17 protein-coding genes are annotated in these 17,410 nt (G+C 38.2%); 12 read left to right on the forward strand and 5 right to left on the reverse strand.

Annotated elements, in window-relative coordinates; genetic code table 11:
* Positions 1–19: 19 nt before the first annotated feature.
* Together ABMA76_RS06380 and ABMA76_RS06385 are read right to left on the reverse strand one after the other, a co-directional pair.
* Positions 20–2,194: a glutamine synthetase III gene (locus ABMA76_RS06380; protein WP_393061169.1), complete on the reverse strand. Its 2,175-nt coding sequence runs from the start codon at positions 2,192–2,194 to the stop codon at positions 20–22.
* A 79-nt stretch (positions 2,195–2,273) separates the two neighbouring features.
* Positions 2,274–2,420: a hypothetical protein gene (locus ABMA76_RS06385; protein WP_393061171.1), complete on the reverse strand. Its 147-nt coding sequence runs from the start codon at positions 2,418–2,420 to the stop codon at positions 2,274–2,276.
* Positions 2,421–2,471: 51 nt separating this feature from the next.
* On the opposite strand from ABMA76_RS06385, the gene ABMA76_RS06390 reads away from it, so the two are divergent.
* Complete coding sequence (locus tag ABMA76_RS06390) at positions 2,472–3,044, forward strand: 4'-phosphopantetheinyl transferase family protein (protein ID WP_393061173.1); 573 nt, start codon at positions 2,472–2,474, stop codon at positions 3,042–3,044.
* A 4-nt stretch (positions 3,045–3,048) separates the two neighbouring features.
* Here the strand turns inward: ABMA76_RS06390 and ABMA76_RS06395 are convergent, their stop codons facing one another.
* Positions 3,049–4,791: a M61 family metallopeptidase gene (locus tag ABMA76_RS06395; protein ID WP_393061175.1), complete on the reverse strand. Its 1,743-nt coding sequence runs from the start codon at positions 4,789–4,791 to the stop codon at positions 3,049–3,051.
* Between the two features lie 118 nt (positions 4,792–4,909).
* On the opposite strand from ABMA76_RS06395, the gene ABMA76_RS06400 reads away from it, so the two are divergent.
* Positions 4,910–5,347, forward strand: coding sequence for a HesB/IscA family protein (locus tag ABMA76_RS06400; RefSeq protein ID WP_392855864.1), 438 nt, complete (start codon positions 4,910–4,912; stop codon positions 5,345–5,347).
* 3 nt (positions 5,348–5,350) lie between these two features.
* A complete protein-coding gene (locus ABMA76_RS06405) occupies positions 5,351–6,151 on the forward strand; it encodes a LysR family transcriptional regulator (RefSeq protein ID WP_392855867.1) in 801 nt (266 codons plus the stop codon).
* Between the two features lie 27 nt (positions 6,152–6,178).
* Here ABMA76_RS06405 and ABMA76_RS06410 read toward each other — a convergent pair whose 3' ends face one another.
* Entirely contained in the window at positions 6,179–6,676 is a 498-nt protein-coding gene (locus tag ABMA76_RS06410) for a hypothetical protein (protein WP_393061177.1), read from the reverse strand.
* A 128-nt stretch (positions 6,677–6,804) separates the two neighbouring features.
* Positions 6,805–8,523 (reverse strand): DUF6178 family protein, encoded by a 1,719-nt coding sequence (locus ABMA76_RS06415; protein WP_393061179.1) that lies wholly within the window; start codon positions 8,521–8,523, stop codon positions 6,805–6,807.
* Between the two features lie 226 nt (positions 8,524–8,749).
* On the opposite strand from ABMA76_RS06415, the gene ABMA76_RS06420 reads away from it, so the two are divergent.
* Genes ABMA76_RS06420 through ABMA76_RS06460 form a run of 9 tightly spaced genes read left to right on the forward strand, consistent with a single transcriptional unit; the run spans position 8,750 to position 17,340 of the window.
* Positions 8,750–9,454, forward strand: a complete 705-nt coding sequence (locus ABMA76_RS06420; RefSeq protein ID WP_392907891.1) for a Crp/Fnr family transcriptional regulator — start codon at positions 8,750–8,752, stop codon at positions 9,452–9,454.
* Between the two features lie 52 nt (positions 9,455–9,506).
* Complete coding sequence (locus tag ABMA76_RS06425; RefSeq protein ID WP_393061181.1) at positions 9,507–11,951, forward strand: heavy metal translocating P-type ATPase; 2,445 nt, start codon at positions 9,507–9,509, stop codon at positions 11,949–11,951.
* Positions 11,951–12,127 carry a cbb3-type cytochrome oxidase assembly protein CcoS gene (ccoS, locus tag ABMA76_RS06430; protein ID WP_392907886.1) on the forward strand — a complete coding sequence of 59 codons (177 nt, stop codon included), beginning with the start codon at positions 11,951–11,953 and terminating at the stop codon, positions 12,125–12,127. Before ABMA76_RS06425 ends, ccoS begins: the two co-directional genes overlap by 1 nt.
* Positions 12,128–12,135: 8 nt before the next feature.
* On the forward strand, positions 12,136–14,289 hold the full coding sequence (gene ccoN, locus ABMA76_RS06435; RefSeq protein WP_392908604.1) for a cytochrome-c oxidase, cbb3-type subunit I: 2,154 nt from the start codon (positions 12,136–12,138) through the stop codon (positions 14,287–14,289).
* A gap of 2 nt (positions 14,290–14,291) precedes the next feature.
* A complete protein-coding gene (locus tag ABMA76_RS06440) occupies positions 14,292–14,492 on the forward strand; it encodes a cbb3-type cytochrome c oxidase subunit 3 (protein ID WP_021267131.1) in 201 nt (66 codons plus the stop codon).
* A complete protein-coding gene (locus tag ABMA76_RS06445; RefSeq protein WP_393061183.1) occupies positions 14,485–15,096 on the forward strand; it encodes a cbb3-type cytochrome c oxidase N-terminal domain-containing protein in 612 nt (203 codons plus the stop codon). Before ABMA76_RS06440 ends, ABMA76_RS06445 begins: the two co-directional genes overlap by 8 nt.
* Before the next feature lie 18 nt (positions 15,097–15,114).
* Positions 15,115–16,518 carry a cytochrome c oxidase accessory protein CcoG gene (ccoG, locus tag ABMA76_RS06450; protein ID WP_392907881.1) on the forward strand — a complete coding sequence of 468 codons (1,404 nt, stop codon included), beginning with the start codon at positions 15,115–15,117 and terminating at the stop codon, positions 16,516–16,518.
* Positions 16,502–17,215, forward strand: coding sequence for a sulfite exporter TauE/SafE family protein (locus ABMA76_RS06455; RefSeq protein ID WP_393061185.1), 714 nt, complete (start codon positions 16,502–16,504; stop codon positions 17,213–17,215). The genes ccoG and ABMA76_RS06455 overlap by 17 nt, the downstream gene beginning before the upstream one ends.
* Positions 17,206–17,340 carry a hypothetical protein gene (locus tag ABMA76_RS06460; RefSeq protein ID WP_021266605.1) on the forward strand — a complete coding sequence of 45 codons (135 nt, stop codon included), beginning with the start codon at positions 17,206–17,208 and terminating at the stop codon, positions 17,338–17,340. Before ABMA76_RS06455 ends, ABMA76_RS06460 begins: the two co-directional genes overlap by 10 nt.
* Positions 17,341–17,410: the final 70 nt, after the last annotated feature.

Raw genomic sequence — 17,410 nt, forward strand, 5'->3', positions numbered from 1 at the left:
TTGGCGGCCTTCTACATTATTAAATCAAAAATAACATTTCAAAGTAAGTTGGCACAGGCCATAGATCATCAGGAATAATACTTTCTAAACGGCCACAGTGATCTGCGATCATTTCACTAATTGGCATTAAATCATATGCTAATGAATGAGCTACTTTCTCCTCATCGTGTACATCAGCAAGTCCAGCAAGTGCATTCTTCAAGTTTCGATTTTGTTCAAAAACAGCTTCTAAAGAAAATTGAAGATCTTTTAAAATTTCAATCTCCACTGACGCTTCAACTTTAATGGCCTTTGATGCCGCAATAGATGAAGTAAGTTTGGCCTTGTAATTAAGTGCAGCTGGAATAACGAGCTGATTAACCATATTTGAAAGAGTATTAAACTCAATATTACGTTTTGTAATATAAGTTTCAAGTAGAACATTGTAGCGAGTATCAAGCTCTGATTCACGGTAAATTCCATGCTTCGTTAAAAATGCTGTTTCTTCCCTATCCACAAGAACATTTAAGCTATCGGCCGTTGTCTTAAGATTTGGAAGTCCCCTCTTTTGTGCTTCTTCAAGCCATGCTTGAGAATAACCATCACCATTAAAGATAATATCCCAAGATTCATTAATAAAAGTATGGCAAATATCAAGAAGGGCCTGGTCAATTGAGACACCATCACGAATTTTAGCTTCAAGTAAATTATTGGCCTCATCTAAAACGGCCGTTACTGCACCATTAAGAATTGTTAATGGAAAACCAATAGATTGATCTGAACCACATGCACGGAATTCAAACTTATTTCCAGTAAAGGCAAATGGCGACGTTCTATTTCTGTCTGTATTATCTTTTGGAAGCTTAGCAAGTGCACCAGCTCCAAGGTCGAGAATTGTTTGAGACTCTGGTGAGAATTCTTCACCTTCTTTAATGGCCTTAAAGATTCTTTCAATCGTTGAACCAGTAAAAACTGAGATGATCGAAGGAGGTGCTTCATTGGCACCAAGACGATGATCATTACTATGAGAAGCGATTGAGGCCCTTAAAAGTTTAGCGTGGCGATGTACTGCTGCGATAACAACCGAAGTAAAGGCCAAGAAACGATAGTTTTGATGTGGCTCACTACCAGGGTCGAGAAGGTTAATTCCAGTATCACTTGCTAGAGACCAGTTTAAGTGTTTACCTGAACCATTAATCCCAGCAAAAGGTTTCTCATGTAAAAGAGCGACGAAGCCATGACGTATGGCAACGTTCTCAATAGTGGCCATAACCATATGGTTATTATCTGCTGAAACGTTTGCATCTCTAAAGATTTGCGCAAGCTCAAATTGCCCTGGGGCAACTTCATTGTGACGAGTCTTAGCAGGAATCCCTAATTTATGAAGCTCATAATCAAGCTCTTCCATAAATGCTAAAACGCGCTCATTGATTGCACCAAAGTAGTGATCATCTAATTGTTGGTTCTTAGTTGAAGGCGCACCAAAAAGCGTACGTCCAGTCATAACCAAATCTTCTCTTAAATTATAATAACTCTTATCAACGAGAAAATATTCTTGTTCAGCTCCACACGTTACAATCACGCGATCAACATTCGTCTCCCCCGTTAAATGAAAGAATTTTTTTGCACTTTCTCCAAGAGTAGAAACTGAACGAAGAAGTGGAGTTTTAATATCGAGGGCCTCACCATGGTATGAAACAAAGGCCGTTGGAATACAAAGAGTTTTTGACTCTCCCGTTCCAATTAAGAACATTGGTGAAGTTAAGTCCCATGCAGTATAACCGCGGGCCTCAAATGTCGAGCGTGATCCACCATTTGGAAAAGATGAAGCATCGGGCTCACCTTGAATTAACTGACTTGCAGATAATTTCTCAATAGGTCTTCCTGTTGAGTAATCGAAGTCTAAGAAAGCATCGTGTTTTTCAGCAGTCGAGCCAGTTAGTGGTTGAAACCAGTGACAAAAGTGAGTTGCACCTTTATCTAGGGCCCACTTTGTTACGGCCTTAGCAACGATCTCTGCCTGGGCCTTAGAGATATGAGAGTTTGAGTGAATTGCCTCGTTAATTTCTTCCTTAATTGAATCAGGTATTTCCTCGGCCGTTTGAATATCAAACGTATTCTCACCGTAGTAATCTGTTACTTTTTGATGCTTACCTGATTTATCTCTGGGACGTAGAAAATTTAAACCTTCAATTAGATTATTTGGGACACTCATTTACTTCCTCTCCGTGGCAGTATAGATGGATAACTACCTATATTATAAGGACTAAAGAGGATTTGTGTCCAATGAAAATTTATTTTTGTAGTGAGATGATTTGAGTATCAAACACCTGATTATGATCGATTTCAGCTGCTTTAATTTTGGACATACAAAGTACACATCCTGCCATTAAAACAAAGATCATTTTTACGATTGCTTCATATGCATCCGGTGGTAACATTGCTAACTCCAAAAGTTTAGGCTAATTTAATTGACTTAATATTAGAGCATAATGGCAAAAGAAATGCTGATGAGCAATAAAAAATTCATGCGTAGTACATTTTTATACCTAGGCCAAAGCGAGCTTCCAGAGGGCTTCATGGCCGACAAGCGCAACGACTTCAGACTAAGTCGCTTCTGCTTATCTTCACTAACAGGCCTTAAAGACTTATCTATTATCAACCACTTACATTTAGAAAGTGATAAGAGCAAGCTAGTTTCAATTAGCCACACCAAAGAGCTTGCAGCCTGTGCGCTATGCACAAACCCTGAAGTAAAATCTGTCGGTATCGATATTGAGTGGTCTGATCGTAAGATGCGAGAGGGTACATTCAAATACTTTGTCTCTCATGAAAGAGAACTCAAGCTCCATACTCCACTTGAGATCTGGTGTATAAAAGAAGCGGCTTTTAAGGCCTACTCACCATTTCACGATGATGAAAAAGAAAAGATTCTCGTCCTAACTGACTTTGAAATTATCGAACAAGGTATTTTACAAGGGCCAAATGACAGTAAGCTTATTTATGAGATTATCGAAGAAGAATATCAGGGCAGGCCTTTTAAGCTTGCCCTGACAGAGTATTAATTTTTTATTTTAAGAAACTTTCTAATTTCTTTTCATCTTCAATCTTGATTTCTTTTATCTCTTTTAGGCCATTTCCAAGTGTCACTTTCAAAGTCATAAGCTTTCCTGTGCGAGCGATTAAGAAATCAATCTGATCATTTTCCTTATACATCTCTGCAATGGAGTCATAGGCCTTCTTATCAAGTCTAAGGGAATTAATGGCAATAAGTTCATCTCCAGCATTAAGGCCGGCCTTATACCCACAGCTATCTTGGCGAATAGACTTGATGATAAGCTTACCACCTTCTTCAGCGATATTTGCGCCAATATCTAATTTAGGCGTTGTCCACTCAACACTTGCACCCATGCGCTTTAGATAATCTTCAAAATCAATCTCTTCCACACCTTCAACAAAGAGTCTAAACTCATCACTTACATTTTTAGAAACAAGGCCTTCTAGAATTTCAAAGAAGCCTTCTTTAGTTAAGCCAACGGCCGGCCTTTCTTTGTAGTCTGCCCAAAGTGCACGAACAAGATCGTTGATCCCCTTTCCTTCATTCTTCATGAGTGTATTTAGGATAAAGAAAACAAGTCCACCCTTTAGATAATAACTCACAGATGAGTTCTTAAAATTTTCTCCTGCACGGTAAAGTTTAATCCATGCATTGAATGATGAGTCTTCAAGGGAATGGTAACCGCGGCCAGGAGTTCCCAAGTAGTTATTGATATTCTTCTTCATGCACTCAAGATATTCTTTAAGCGAATAAAAGCCACTGCGATAAGTAATTAACTGGTCAACAAAGCTTGTCATTCCTTCCGTTAGCCAGTGCATACGAGTATAATTTTCGTTCTTATAATCAAATGGCCCTAGCTCAATAGGACGAATTCTTTTAACATTCCAAAGGTGGAAGTACTCGTGAGCAACAAGCTCCATATACTCTTTGTAGCCTTTCTCTTTGGCCAAGTGGTACGGACAAAATTGCAGAACTGTTGAGTCTAAGTGCTCAAGTCCACCAAAGCCACTTGGGCTTAAGTGAGTGATGAAATAGTAGTGATCATATGGAAGCTCGTCACCGACGATCTTTGCCGTCTCTTCAACGATTGTCTTGATATCGTCATTAAGTTTATCCATCACTTTATGTGACGCTTGTGCATGAGCAAAGTCACCGTAAAAAGCAATATGGTGCTCCTTATCTTGGTGCATGAAACCATAAGTTTCATGGCAGCCAATTTCAATTGGCGTATCCAGTAGTTCATCAAAGTCGGCCGCTTCATAAATAAAGTGGTCTCTTTTTTCAGAGATATCTTTTAGTGCCGTCGTCACCTTTGACCACAGAGGATTAATTTTAATTTCAACTTGTGAGCTTCCAGTCTCCCCTTCAATACCGATAAAGACACTCGGCCCATGTAAGAAAGCATGAGTGTTATCAACATGGGAAGTACGAACAGTTAGCTCATGACAATAGATCGTATAGGCAATTCTAATTTTTCCATCTTCACTAAATGAAGCAGATTGAAAACTTGGGTGAGCAAGATCAACTCTCCACTCATTCTTTGAAACCTGTTCATGAAAAAGACGATTTCCCTTTGAGTCCTCGACTTTGATTTCTTTGATATTTCGAGCGTACTCTCTCATTAAATATGAGCCAGGAGACCAAGATGGCATGTAAAAACGCACCTCGTTCGCCTTTTTATCAAGCATAGCGTCTAAAGAAATATTAACTAAGTGAGTCTGAGGATTTGGAATATCGATTATATATTTAAGCATTTAACGCTCCTTTTATAAGCTTTGTTATACCACCAATTTATTTCAAGAAAAACCTCTTGAAAAGGATTCGTTTACTTGCTAAAAGCCCTCTAACAACACAATTTAATGGAAAATCATAATGGAAAATCGATCTGACAACGTACAGCAGTCTGGGCATTATAACATCGACCGCTCGCAAATTATTCTCCCGCAACTGACTTTCACGCAGATAGCACAAGATCAACTTAATCTTATGCTTGAAAATGATTTCACTCTACAGGGGAAATACTTAAGAATTCTTATTAGCGGTAAAGGATGTGAGGGATTCAAGTACTCAATTGGATTTCACAACTTAAATGACGATGACTTTCTAATCCCTGTTCCAAGCATGGATATTGAAGTTATTATCGACCCATTTACAGCGTTCTATCTAGGTGAAACTCTCATTGATTATCAATTTAATTATATCAATGATGAAGAAGGCTTTATTGTGACAAATAAACAGCAAGAAGAATTCCAAGGAAAGTTTTGGCGAAAAGACAAAACAAAGATTCCTCCAAAGGCCGAGGTTCAATAAAAAATGGACTATCGTTACCTCAGGGCGTTTACACTTACTGCAAAATACTTAAGCTTTTCAAAAGCTGCCGCAGAACTAAAAATTGCACAATCAGCGGTTTCAAGACAAGTTAAACTCCTTGAAGAGTCCATGAATGAAGAACTTATCATTCGTTCGAGTAAGAAGGTAATTCTTACGAAGAAGGCCAAGCAGCTGCTTAAATCGATTGACCAATTTGAAGATAGCCTAGGAAATATTTTTGAAACCACTCAGGAGCGCCCAGTACATATTGGGATTCTCGATGGGCTTCTAGTTAATTGGTTTAATCCCATTCTTGCAAAGTATGCAAAGAATTATAAGAGAGATATCTTCATTCACGTGGCCGACAGTCCGGCCCTAAGACGTGGAATCGAAGATGGTATTTACGATATCATTTTCTCGACTGATAATTTTCAATCAGACCTCACTTCTTCTTTAAAACTTTTTGAAGAGAAGTTCGTCATTATTTCAAATGAAACAATTAACAAGAGAAAGCTTCACGAACATACGTGGATTGTTTTTAGTGAGCTAGACCATCTTCATAAGCTCTCGACAAAGGCACCACCTAAGAAGATTGTTGTGGACTCACTTGAGAGTATCAAGGCCCTTGTAAAGCACGGTGTTGGAATTGCGGTTGTGCCTGATCATACGCTTTCTAAGCACGATAATTTTGTTACAGAGCCTGTTAGTGGACTTAAGAATATGAATATCTATATGACCACTTTAAGCTATAAGAATAGGCCTGCATTTTTAAAAGAATTTATTAAGATTTTAGAAACGAAATAAAAAAGGCGAACAATGTTCGCCTTTTTCTTATTTTCTTTTGATGTCCTTGATTCCAACAACACCAATTAGGAATACTTTATTTGAGATGAAGTGAAGATTCTTAGTCTTTCTATTTTCAAAGTTAAAAAGCCAGTCTTCTCCAACTCTTTCAACTGATGCCGAATACTTTTTACGACTATCATTAACACCACTATAAAGAGTATCAATTTCAATATCACCACCGTCTGATGGATTTAGGTTACTAACAGTAATCCTAACAACATCACGATCGCTTCTTCTAACTAAGACAACACCTCTCATCACTTGCTCTAGTGAATAAGTGTCAGTTCCGATGATTTTCCCCTTATCAGAGAATTCCTTCTTATAAACTGATGTAACCTCTCCGATTTCCTCATCAACATTTACACCTAGATGATAGAAGCTCTTATCTTCATCATTTGTAATGTGAACAAGTTTAACCTGTGCTGCCATAAGTGAAGTCGTGGTAACAACGGTTAAAAGAAGTAATTTCATCAATGATTTCATATTCATCTCCCTCTCAATTTGATAAGGCATATTGCCATTAATCACATGCTAATGGGAGAGAAAATTTTACAACTATGTAAGAAACACACGACTTCAAACATTAGCCAAAACTAATATATAGAATTAGCCTAGCTTAACGTATTAAAAATAATAGGCCCACCAACGTGTTTGAATTCATCATCCCGAAGATCAGCGAATTCATAACCCGATAAATGGTCGTGTAATATTTTCAGGATATACTCATTAATATTCTCAATCTGATCAAGGCCAAAGGTTTGAGCAAAGCCGGCCACCTTTTGCGTAATATAATCATTCTTGAAAATACCAGAGCTTAAATTAGACTTCTTAGAGAACTCTCTAAACTCTTCAATTGAAACACCCATCTTGCGTGAGTCATCCTTGTCAAATTTATCAAGGCTATAGTTGATAAGAGTTGAAAGAATAATGGCCTCAAAGTCAATTGAGTTAATATCGTAATTTAGATAGAAATTATCAGAAAGCATGCCGTCATCTTTAAGAGACAGATAAGTTTCTTTCAATGTCTTAATGAAAGGCATTAGCTCTATAAGAAGCTTGCACTTACTTTGTAGCTTCTTCCAAACCTCAACATTATTTACCACAACAATTTTATTATCATTGTCACGATACTTCACAAGGTCGCTAAAGAAGTCATCTAGGAATAGATCAAATGAAGCACCTAGGAAGTTCTCTTCCGAGTCCTCAAAAAGGTGATTTCTTAAGGCCTTCTTTACATCCTTTTGTAAGATACGAATTAGTGAGTTTCCGATCTTATAGATATCAGTGAAATCAAAGTACTCGAAAATGCTTTCATCACCGAAGTTTCGAATATCTTTAATATAAGACATTCCAAGAAGAATAAGCTCGCGGTTTTGATTACCAATACGAGTCATAGCAACAGGGCCATCTTTTAATACACCATAATATTCCATGCTAGCATTGAGCATACGAATGAAGTTGAAATGTAAGTAGCTAAAGCGCTTCTCATCCTCCACCTTATTGAGCTCATCATGGATACTTCCAGCATTCTTTTCAAAGGCAATAATCGAATTCTGGTGCAGAGTTTGCATCTTTCCCTTAGTCGAAATATTTCCAGTTAGTGGCTGCTTCTTACTGATAAAGAGGTCGATATGGCCAATTGAAGGAAATGGATTAACCACTTGGAGGGCCTCAAAATAGTCAACGAAACCATAGTCTCTAAGCCTCTCTTTCTTATCTTGGTACTGATTCTCATTATAGATCATATAATCTTCAGAGATCATCTTAAAGAGGTGTTGGTAAGCGGCTTCAACACCAACTTCGGTATAGAGGTCCTTGATGAGCTGTCGAACCTCATCAACAATATCGCAATCTTCATCGAATTCAAAAAGCAGAAGATTGTCTTCTGTTAAGAAGTAGTTGTCGTGATCATCTGGATAAAGAGGGTCTTCAACATCAAAGGTCCAAACATTAAAGCGACCTTTAAGAAAAAGAATGAACTGGTCTGATTTAACAAATTCATAGCGGATATCTTCATCTGGACACTTGGCAACAGTGCTAACCCACGATGTAAATTCATTGATATCAAGTTCATCTTTTGTCCAAAGATCGATATCGTAAAATGTTTCTCTTTGCTCTTTAGAAAGTAATTTTAGAGCATGAGACTTAACTTCGATTGGCAGGGCCTTTACAGAGACATAAAGAGGCTGAACAGGAAGTTTCTCAAGGCTTTCTCCCTTTGAGATATAGCTATTTACAAGCTCCATTGAAGTGTAGGCCTTAGATTCCTTAAGAATTAAAGAGATAACATCTGTTGCTGGTAATTTATCTTCGTGTTTTTTGTCGCTCATATATCCGCCATTATATCAAATAAGCCTTTAATTTAAGCTATTTAACATAAGTTGTTAACCTAAATCTAAAGTTTGTACTGCATGACAGTAAATAACTAAAAATATTAAGAAGAAAAAGCACTTCTAACATAAAAACATGATATTCGTCATATTATTTCCCTCATAACTTATTTAATTTAGATATATGAAGTGATAAGATAGATTTAACCAAGAAAAGGTATAGATTATGGAAAAGAGACAGTGTGTAGATTGCCCATCAAGAGAGTTAGGAATCTTCTGTGGGTTATCAAATGATGAAGCCGCTAAAGTATCACTTACAGCTTCTTCTCTAAAATTTAAACGTGGTGAAAAGCTATTTTCTCAGGGGAATCGCCCTGCGGGAATCTACTGTGTTCAGTCAGGTAATATTAAGCTGACAAAGACAGGCGCTGATGGAAAAGAGACAATTGTAAGAATTGCTCAACATGGAGATGTCATCGGTCATAGGTCACTGTTTACTGCTCAAGACTTCAATGGGACGGCAACGGCCATTGATAATGTTTCTGTATGCTTTATTGATAAACCAAGCTTATTAAAGTTAATTAATGATAAACCGGCAATCGCTCTTGAGCTAATAAATAAATTAAGTCGCGACATGGGAATTGCTGAAGAGCGCTCAAGTGCTTTTCACCAAAAGAATGTTCGCGAGAGAATTGCTAGACTTCTCCTCGACCTTGCTAAGACTCACGGTAACACTCTTATCAATGGCGAAGTTCAAATCGAACTAAAGCTAACAAGAGAAGAGATGGCCACGATGATTGGAACGGCCAACGAAACACTAATTCGCATAATTTCTGAATACAGAAAGGATGGACTAATTGACCAGAATGGTAAGTTAATCATCATCAAAGACGCTGCTGAATTAGAAAAAAGAGCAGAAGGTGTTTATTAAAGTTTTACTATTTTAAGTTTATAAAAAAAAAATAACTAACAAGAATAAAGAGATGGATATCCAAAGTATCACAAGCAAGAGTCAGTCTTGTGAGGCACAAGTGTGCCTTCACTGCTCTGAAGAAATTGCCCCTGGTGAGCTGATCACTAATGAAAGAGATGGCAAATTGGAAAAGTTTTGTTGCTATGGGTGTATGAGTGTCCACTCTCTTCTTCTTAGTAATAACCTTGAAGACTTTTACCGTTATCAAAATGAGCAGGGCTCTCAAGCAAATAGCTTAAAAGAGCGCCCTAGTAACTCGACAAGTAAATTTGAATATATGGATAGTGAAGCCTTCATTCGTGAGTACGTCACAATCGAAGGAGATAAGCTTAAGGTTCACTTCTTACTAGAGGGTGTTCACTGCTTTGCTTGTATCTGGCTCATTGAAAGAATTTCAAAATTAGAAAACTCGGTCATCGAGGCCCAGGTTAATATTGGAAACAACTTAGGTAGCTTCACAATTGATACAAAGAGGCACTACTCGATTGCAAAGCTTGCAGCAACACTTGCGCAACTTGGCTACACTCCTCACCCATTTAATATTGAAAAGGATCAGGAAAAGAAACTAAGTGATCGTCGCGACATTCTGCAAATTGGAGTCGCTGCTTCGGCCATGAGTAATATCATGATCTATGCAGTATCCAACTATGCAGGAGCAACAGGTGATTACGTTAAGTTATTTGATGGAATCAGTTTTGCTTTTTGTCTTCCTGTCATTCTTTACAGTGCTAAACCAATTCTAGTTAATAGTGTCAGCGCTATTAGACTTAGAAGTACGAATGTTGATATTCCTTTAGCAATGGCCATTATCTTTGGCTTCCTACTGTCTGCAATTAACTTCTTTAGAGAGTCAGGCCCAGTTTACTTTGATTCAATAACAACACTTGTCTTTCTAATTCTTCTTTCTCGCTACTTTGTGAAGATGCTGACTCAAAAGTCGATGTCGACTAAAGGGATCTCTTCTCTATTCCTCAATACAGGCGTTAAGAAAATAATTGATAATAAGGTCAAGCATGTTTTCTCAAATGAAGTAGAAGTTGGCAATGTCGTACTATTTGAAGAAGACGAAAGAGTTATCTACGATGGCAAGCTTGCCAGTGAGAAGGCGCTTATTCTTAACTCGATCAATACTGGAGAAAGCCGTCCATTAGTCGTTAATAAAGGTGACTTTATTGCAGCGGGAGCAGTAAGCTTAAGTAATGACCTAGCACTTGAAATTAGTGCCATTGGTACACAAACCAAACTAGGTAAGAATCTTTCTGCGATTGAAAATAATACGATTGTTAAAAATCCTGCCAATGTATGGGCACAAAAAATTTCACGCTATTTTACAATTGGAATTATCATTCTAAGTATTGTGGCACTTATACAAGGCCTAATGACAGGAAATCTCTCAAGATCATTTGAGGTCATTTTAGCGATATTAATTGTTGGTTGCCCATGTGCATTTGCCATGGCCACACCAATAGTTGTTGCAACTCGAATAAACAAGCTTAAGTCTTATGGAATCTACGTTAAAAATGAATTAAGCCTTGAAGAGTTAAATAATGCCAAAAATATCATCTTTGATAAGACAGGGACTCTGACAAAAGGAAAATTTGCAGTAAGTAGCTTCACTAATCACTCAGACTTAAGTGATCAAGAGATTCTTGCCCTAACGTTTACTCTAGAACGAGCTGCCCAACACCCTATTGCTTTTGCTTTAAAGAAGTATTCAAAACAAAAACTATCGAATGCTGACCTTTCAAAATATGCCGATATTGTTGCTGAAGTCTTAACAGGAAAAGGTGTTAAAGCACAAATCGAGAATACAACTTACTTTATTGGAAAGGGTGTTCTTGATGGCGAAATTGCACTTTATGCAAACGACGAAATCGTTGCAACTTTCAAGATCGAAGATAGCATCAGACCTGAATCAAGAGATCTTGTAGGCTTCTTACAACAACGAAATATTGATATTCACCTCTCAACAGGCGATGCCTCTGAGATGGCCAAGAAGATCGCTAGAGAGGCTGGAATTAATGAGTCTAGCCTTTATATCGAGCAAAGCCCAGAACAGAAGCTAGAGCTTGCTGACAAGCTAGAAAACGTCGTCTTTGTTGGTGATGGCGACAATGATGCTCTGGCCATGATTAAGTCCAATGTATCCATTGCCATTGGTGCACAAGCTGACATTGCCCTTAGAAGCTGTGATATCTATCTGCCACAAGAAGATCTAAATTTAATAAAGGTTTTATTTAAAGTTGCACGTAATGTGAAAGGTACTTTACGCCGAAATATTATGTTTGCAGTTACATATAATATCGTAGGAATAACATTAGCGCTAATGCATATAATTACTCCACTGCATGCGGCGATTTTAATGCCTATCAGTTCTTTAACAGTTCTTCTTTCGAGTACATTGCCTTTGATCGGTTTTGATAAGAGAATGTTAAAAAATAAAGGAAAAAGCTGATGGAAGTCATTATCGTTCTATTGCCTCTTGCAATATTCTTAGCAGTAGGATTCCTATTGATTTTTATATGGGCAACTAAGTCGGGTCAATATGATGACTTGGATACGCCATCCATTAGAGTTTTATTTGAAGAAGAGAATAATAATATTGTTCACAACCAAAAAAAGGAAGAATGATTATGAGCATGAGTACAAATGCCAATCTAGAAGAGTTCTCGTATAACGATAAGATATCGAAAGCTTTTCTAATGGCGACAGTTTTCTGGGGGGCGATTGCACTATTTATGGGTGTTTTCATCGCTTTTCAATTGGCCTATTGGAAACTTAACCTAGGTATAGAATGGACAACATTTGGCCGTCTAAGACCTCTTCACACAAATGCTGCGATTTTTGCATTTGTTGGAAACGGGATGTTTCTAGGGGTTTACTATTCAACTCAAAGGTTATGTAAGGCGAGAATCTTTTCAGATTTCTTATCTTGGGTACACTTTTGGGGATGGCAGCTGATTATTGTTTCAGCAGCTCTAACACTACCACTAGGTATTACAACAGGGAAAGAGTATGCCGAACTAGAATGGCCAATTGATATTGCCATTGCAGTTATTTGGGTCGTCTTTGCTGTAAACTTTATTGGTACACTAATTAAGAGACGTGAACGTCATATGTATGTGGCCCTTTGGTTCTACATTGCAACAATTGTAACAATTGCTGTACTTCACATCTTCAACTCTCTATCTGTACCAGTTAGTTTTTTAAAGTCTTATCCTGTTTACGCTGGTGTTCAAGATGCGATTGTTCAATGGTGGTATGGGCACAATGCTGTTGCCTTCTTCCTAACAACTCCATTCTTAGGAATCATCTACTACTTCCTACCAAAGTCGGCAAATCGTCCAATCTATTCATATAGACTTTCGATTATCCACTACTGGTCACTAGTATTTATTTACATTTGGGCAGGTCCTCACCACCTTCTATACTCATCTGTTCCAGACTGGGTACAGACACTTGGTATGACTTTCTCAATTATCCTATGGATGCCTTCTTGGGGTGGGATGATCAACTTTCTTCTTACACTAAGAGGTGTTTGGGATAGAGTTAGAACTGAACCAATCTTAAAGTACTTTGCTACTGCTGTAACTTTCTACGGTATGGCAACTTTTGAAGGTCCACTACTTTCAATTAAATCAGTAAACTATATCGGTCACTTCACTGACTGGGTTGTAGGTCACGTTCACGCTGGTACAATCGGTTGGAACTATATGCTAATCGTTGGTGTCCTATATTACTGTGTCGAAAAACTATGGAAGACAGAGCTATACTCTAAGAAAATTGCAAACGCACAATTTTGGTTAGCAACAATCGGTCTTCTACTTTATATGATGTCAATGTGGGTTGCTGGTATTACTCAAGGTCTAATGTGGCGTGCAGTAGATGCGACAGGAAAACTTGTTTACCCTAACTTTATTGAAACAGTTATTAAAGTTATTCCAATGTACTGGGTACGTGCATTTGGTGGTGTATTCGTACTAACTGGTTTCTTCTTAATGATCTTCAACCTATGGATGACTTATAAGAAGTCTAAGTATGTTAACCGAGACAAAGAAGAATCTGAAGAAGTGTTTAAAGCGGCACCTATTTCAGCTCACCCTGAAGATGCAAATGCTGAAACTCACAGAAAGCTTGAGGGGCTTCCTGTAACATTTACGGTTCTATCTTTAATTGCAATCCTAGTTGGTGGAGCAATTGAAATTATACCTTCAATACTTTCAAACAAATTTGTGGAAGTTGACCCAAGAGTTAAGCCATACACACCACTAGAACTTATGGGACGAGATATCTTTGTTAAAGAAGGATGTTACGTTTGTCACTCACAACAAATTCGTCCAACAGTCGCTGAGAAATTACGTTACGGAAATCCTTCAACGGCTGCGGAATCTGTATACGATAGACCATTCCAATGGGGATCACGTCGAATTGGTCCAGACCTTGCTCGTGTTGGTGGAAAATATAACGATATGTGGCACTACCGTCACATGATCAATCCACGTGAAGTTACTGCAGGTTCGATCATGCCTAACTATGGATGGCTGACTAAGAAGAAAGTTAACTTCAAAATGCTTCCTAAGAAAATGGACGTTATGGTTGCCCTAGGAACTCCATATAGTGAAGATGAAGTAACAAATGCAATTGATCTTGCAATGGAGCAAGCAACTCAAATCACAAAGGGATTAAATGAGTTTGGTGTTCCAATGAAAATGCAAGATAAAGAAATCATCGCACTAATTGCGTATCTACAAAGACTTGGTATCGATACAAAAGAAACTAAGTCAGAGGAATAGAGATGAAATCTGAAGTAATGCAAAATATGCCGTGGGAATGGATGCCAGCAGTGTCGCTATTCATTTTCGCGGCCATCTTCTTGGGGGCCTTCTTCTGGTCAATGAGACCGGGCTCGAAAGAGCTTTATGAAGAAGTTGCCAACAATGCACTTTCTGACGGCGAGGCAGTCGTTAATGAAAACAAAGGAAGCAACAATGACTAACGAAAATAACAAATCGAAGCAAGAAAATATCGTACTTGAAGATGAGAAAGATCTTGTTATGGATCATGAATACGACGGTATTCAGGAGCTTAACCACCCTCTACCTAGCTGGTGGACAGGAGTTTGGGCACTTTCATTTATCTTCTCTATCCCATACTTTATGTACTACGTCCTAATGGACGGGCCAACTCTATTGGATACATACAAAATGGATATGGCACAAATGCAAAAGATCATCGATGCTGAAGCAGCTAATACTGCTAACTTTGATATCCAAGCATACGATAGCTATGTAGCAACACCTGCTGCAAAAGAACTTGGAAATACTGTCTTTATTGAAAACTGTGCAGCTTGCCACTTAGACGATGGTGGTGGGGATATCGGTCCAAACTTAACAGATAAGCACTGGATTAATATTACAAAACTTGATCCAGAACAAATCTATAAGTTTGTTGTTCATGGTAATGAAGAGATGGGGATGCCTGCTTGGGGAGACATCCTAAGTAAGGAAGATATCATGGCAGTTACTGACCATGTAATAGCACTACAAGGAACAACTCCTGCAAAAGCTAAAGAGCCACAAGGTGAGCTACTTAACGAGTAAGAAATAAAAGAGAAAGAAATGGCAAAGAAATCACAATTTGAATTACACGAATCAAGGCTAGGTACAACTGATGATAGTGGACACCGTGTCTTCCTGTTCCCAGAAGAAGTAAAAGGTTTCTGGAAAACCAGGCGTGAGATATTCTATTGGTTTCTGATTTTTGTCTATCTCGTCTTGCCGTGGATATATATTCAAGGAGAACAAATGATTCTCCTTAATATCCCGGCCAGAGAATTTTCATTCTTTACATACAAATTTTATGCCCACAATGCGCCTATTTTAATATTTGTGATACTCGGTTTTTTATTTTTCATCGGGTTTATCACAAGTATTTTTGGGCGCGTTTGGTGTGGTTGGGCATGTCCTCAAACAGTTTTCATCTCCTCTATTTTCCTCAAGCTCGAGGCCCTTATTGAAGGGAAACCAAGAGCGAGAAAGAAACTAGCTGAAGGGCCATGGACGAAAGAGAAAGTTATCAAGAAATCACTTAAGTGGATTGCCTTTCTTGCCGTCTCTCTACATATCTCACATACATTTCTGGGATACTTTGTAGGGACTCATCACCTACTTTCTGTAAGTTTTCAAAACCCAGCAGAAAACTTCACTTTATTTACAATCATGCTTCTTATCACAACAATTATCCTTTTAGACTTTGGTTGGTTTAGAGAGCAGTTTTGTATTATCGCTTGTCCTTACGGAAGAATGCAGTCAGTAATCATGGATGAGAATTCAATGGCAATTCTTTACGATGAAAAACGTGGAGAGCCAAGACGTCAACCAGGAATGAAACCGGAAGAGCATGGTGATTGTATCAACTGCTATGCATGTGTTAAGGCCTGTCCAACAGGAATTGACATCAGACGTGGTGTACAACTTGAATGTATCGCTTGTACAAATTGTATTGATGCATGTGACGACATCATGTTAAAAACGAATCGACCAAAAGGGCTAATTCGCTATGACACTCAAAGTAATATTGAAGGAAAAGGCCGCCATATTTTCTCTATTAGAAATGTTGGTTACTTAGTTGTACTCGTTGGTCTACTAATTGGCTTTATCTACAGTCTTTCACTTACTCAAGGTATTACAACGACAGTCCTAAGAGGACCAGGAGTACCATTTACAGTAAGTACACCAACGACAACGAGAAACCACTTTCATATCGTTATTGAACAGAGTGGTGAAATTGTTGAAAGAAATATCGAAATTGCAGTCCAAGGTATAAAAGAAGGATCTTTCGAGTTAAAGATGCCAAGAAATCCATTCGTCTTAAAATCAAATCACGAAAGAAAAATTGTCTTCATTGTCTTTAACAATGAAGTGCTTACTAACGGAAGCTTAAAGTTTAACTTCATCATAAAAGATCTCGACACAAATGAAGAGATCATAAAAGAGGCGGTACTTGTTGGACCAGTTAAGTAGTCTACAGGGAATCTCACCATACGTTATCATAAGCGCAGGTCTTACAATGGGACTTGTTGCTAACTTCCACTGTGTGGGAATGTGTGGTGGAATTACCATGGCCGTCTCTAAGTCCTTTAGTCAAAATATGTCCTACCAAGTAGGAAGACTCTTGGGCTACATGGCCACAGCACTGGTTATTCCGGTGCTTGGCTTTACAATCTTAGATATCAAATCAAACCCATACCTCATGCTATTTTCTGGTTTGAGTATTGGTTTGATCTTAATCTGGATGGGACTTAAAAGGCTTTTTAAATTTTCAAATTTTAAATTTGCTCAAATAGTTTCACAAAAATTACACAACTTGAATGCCAAGCTTTGGCCAAAGATTTCAAAAAAAGTCGGAAATAAACCTCACCTCTTTAATTTCTCAATTGGGAGTATCAGTGTTCTTCTTCCATGTGGGCTTTTATGGGCGATGTTAGCACTAGCGATAAGTGCGGCCTCACCTGCACTAGCGGCACTCTTTGTCTTCTTCTTTTGGCTGGGAACACTTCCTGGACTGGTCCTTGGGCCAAGAGCCATTAGAAAAATAAAATTCCCAAGCAGAATTCAAGCTGGTGTCCCTTACTTATTTTTAATTATTGGAACTGCTACAATCATCTACCGCGTGTATATGATGTGGAGTCCAGCGCCAGGAGCGCCGACATGTCACTAAAGAAAATGATAACTAAATTCTTTCAAGATCCAGAATTCTATGCATTTAACTTTTTGCTTTTTACTGTGATCATCCTCTTTCCATGTCTACTCGTTGCTTTAACAGTTAAGTACTGGTCTTGGTAAGAGGGTGCCATGCACCTTTGGTTTCGCACCTGCTAAATACGAAAGTACAAAGAGATTATTTAGCAGGTGC

This window comes from Halobacteriovorax sp. ZH5_bin.2 (assembly GCF_043196375.1).
Lineage (GTDB): Bacteria > Bdellovibrionota > Bacteriovoracia > Bacteriovoracales > Bacteriovoracaceae > Halobacteriovorax_A.

Excerpts from the sequence above, each read along its gene's own strand:
- ABMA76_RS06380 (WP_393061169.1), bottom strand. The coding sequence starts at position 2,194 with ATGAGTGTCCCAAATAATCTAATTGAAGGTTTAAATTTTCTACGTCCC.
- ABMA76_RS06385 (WP_393061171.1), bottom strand. The coding sequence starts at position 2,420 with ATGTTACCACCGGATGCATATGAAGCAATCGTAAAAATGATCTTTGTT.
- ABMA76_RS06390 (WP_393061173.1), top strand. The coding sequence starts at position 2,472 with ATGGCAAAAGAAATGCTGATGAGCAATAAAAAATTCATGCGTAGTACA.
- ABMA76_RS06395 (WP_393061175.1), bottom strand. The coding sequence starts at position 4,791 with ATGCTTAAATATATAATCGATATTCCAAATCCTCAGACTCACTTAGTT.
- ABMA76_RS06400 (WP_392855864.1), top strand. The coding sequence starts at position 4,910 with ATGGAAAATCGATCTGACAACGTACAGCAGTCTGGGCATTATAACATC.
- ABMA76_RS06405 (WP_392855867.1), top strand. The coding sequence starts at position 5,351 with ATGGACTATCGTTACCTCAGGGCGTTTACACTTACTGCAAAATACTTA.
- ABMA76_RS06410 (WP_393061177.1), bottom strand. The coding sequence starts at position 6,676 with ATGAAATCATTGATGAAATTACTTCTTTTAACCGTTGTTACCACGACT.
- ABMA76_RS06415 (WP_393061179.1), bottom strand. The coding sequence starts at position 8,523 with ATGAGCGACAAAAAACACGAAGATAAATTACCAGCAACAGATGTTATC.
- ABMA76_RS06420 (WP_392907891.1), top strand. The coding sequence starts at position 8,750 with ATGGAAAAGAGACAGTGTGTAGATTGCCCATCAAGAGAGTTAGGAATC.
- ABMA76_RS06425 (WP_393061181.1), top strand. The coding sequence starts at position 9,507 with ATGGATATCCAAAGTATCACAAGCAAGAGTCAGTCTTGTGAGGCACAA.
- ccoS (WP_392907886.1), top strand. The coding sequence starts at position 11,951 with ATGGAAGTCATTATCGTTCTATTGCCTCTTGCAATATTCTTAGCAGTA.
- ccoN (WP_392908604.1), top strand. The coding sequence starts at position 12,136 with ATGAGTACAAATGCCAATCTAGAAGAGTTCTCGTATAACGATAAGATA.
- ABMA76_RS06440 (WP_021267131.1), top strand. The coding sequence starts at position 14,292 with ATGAAATCTGAAGTAATGCAAAATATGCCGTGGGAATGGATGCCAGCA.
- ABMA76_RS06445 (WP_393061183.1), top strand. The coding sequence starts at position 14,485 with ATGACTAACGAAAATAACAAATCGAAGCAAGAAAATATCGTACTTGAA.
- ccoG (WP_392907881.1), top strand. The coding sequence starts at position 15,115 with ATGGCAAAGAAATCACAATTTGAATTACACGAATCAAGGCTAGGTACA.
- ABMA76_RS06460 (WP_021266605.1), top strand. The coding sequence starts at position 17,206 with ATGTCACTAAAGAAAATGATAACTAAATTCTTTCAAGATCCAGAATTC.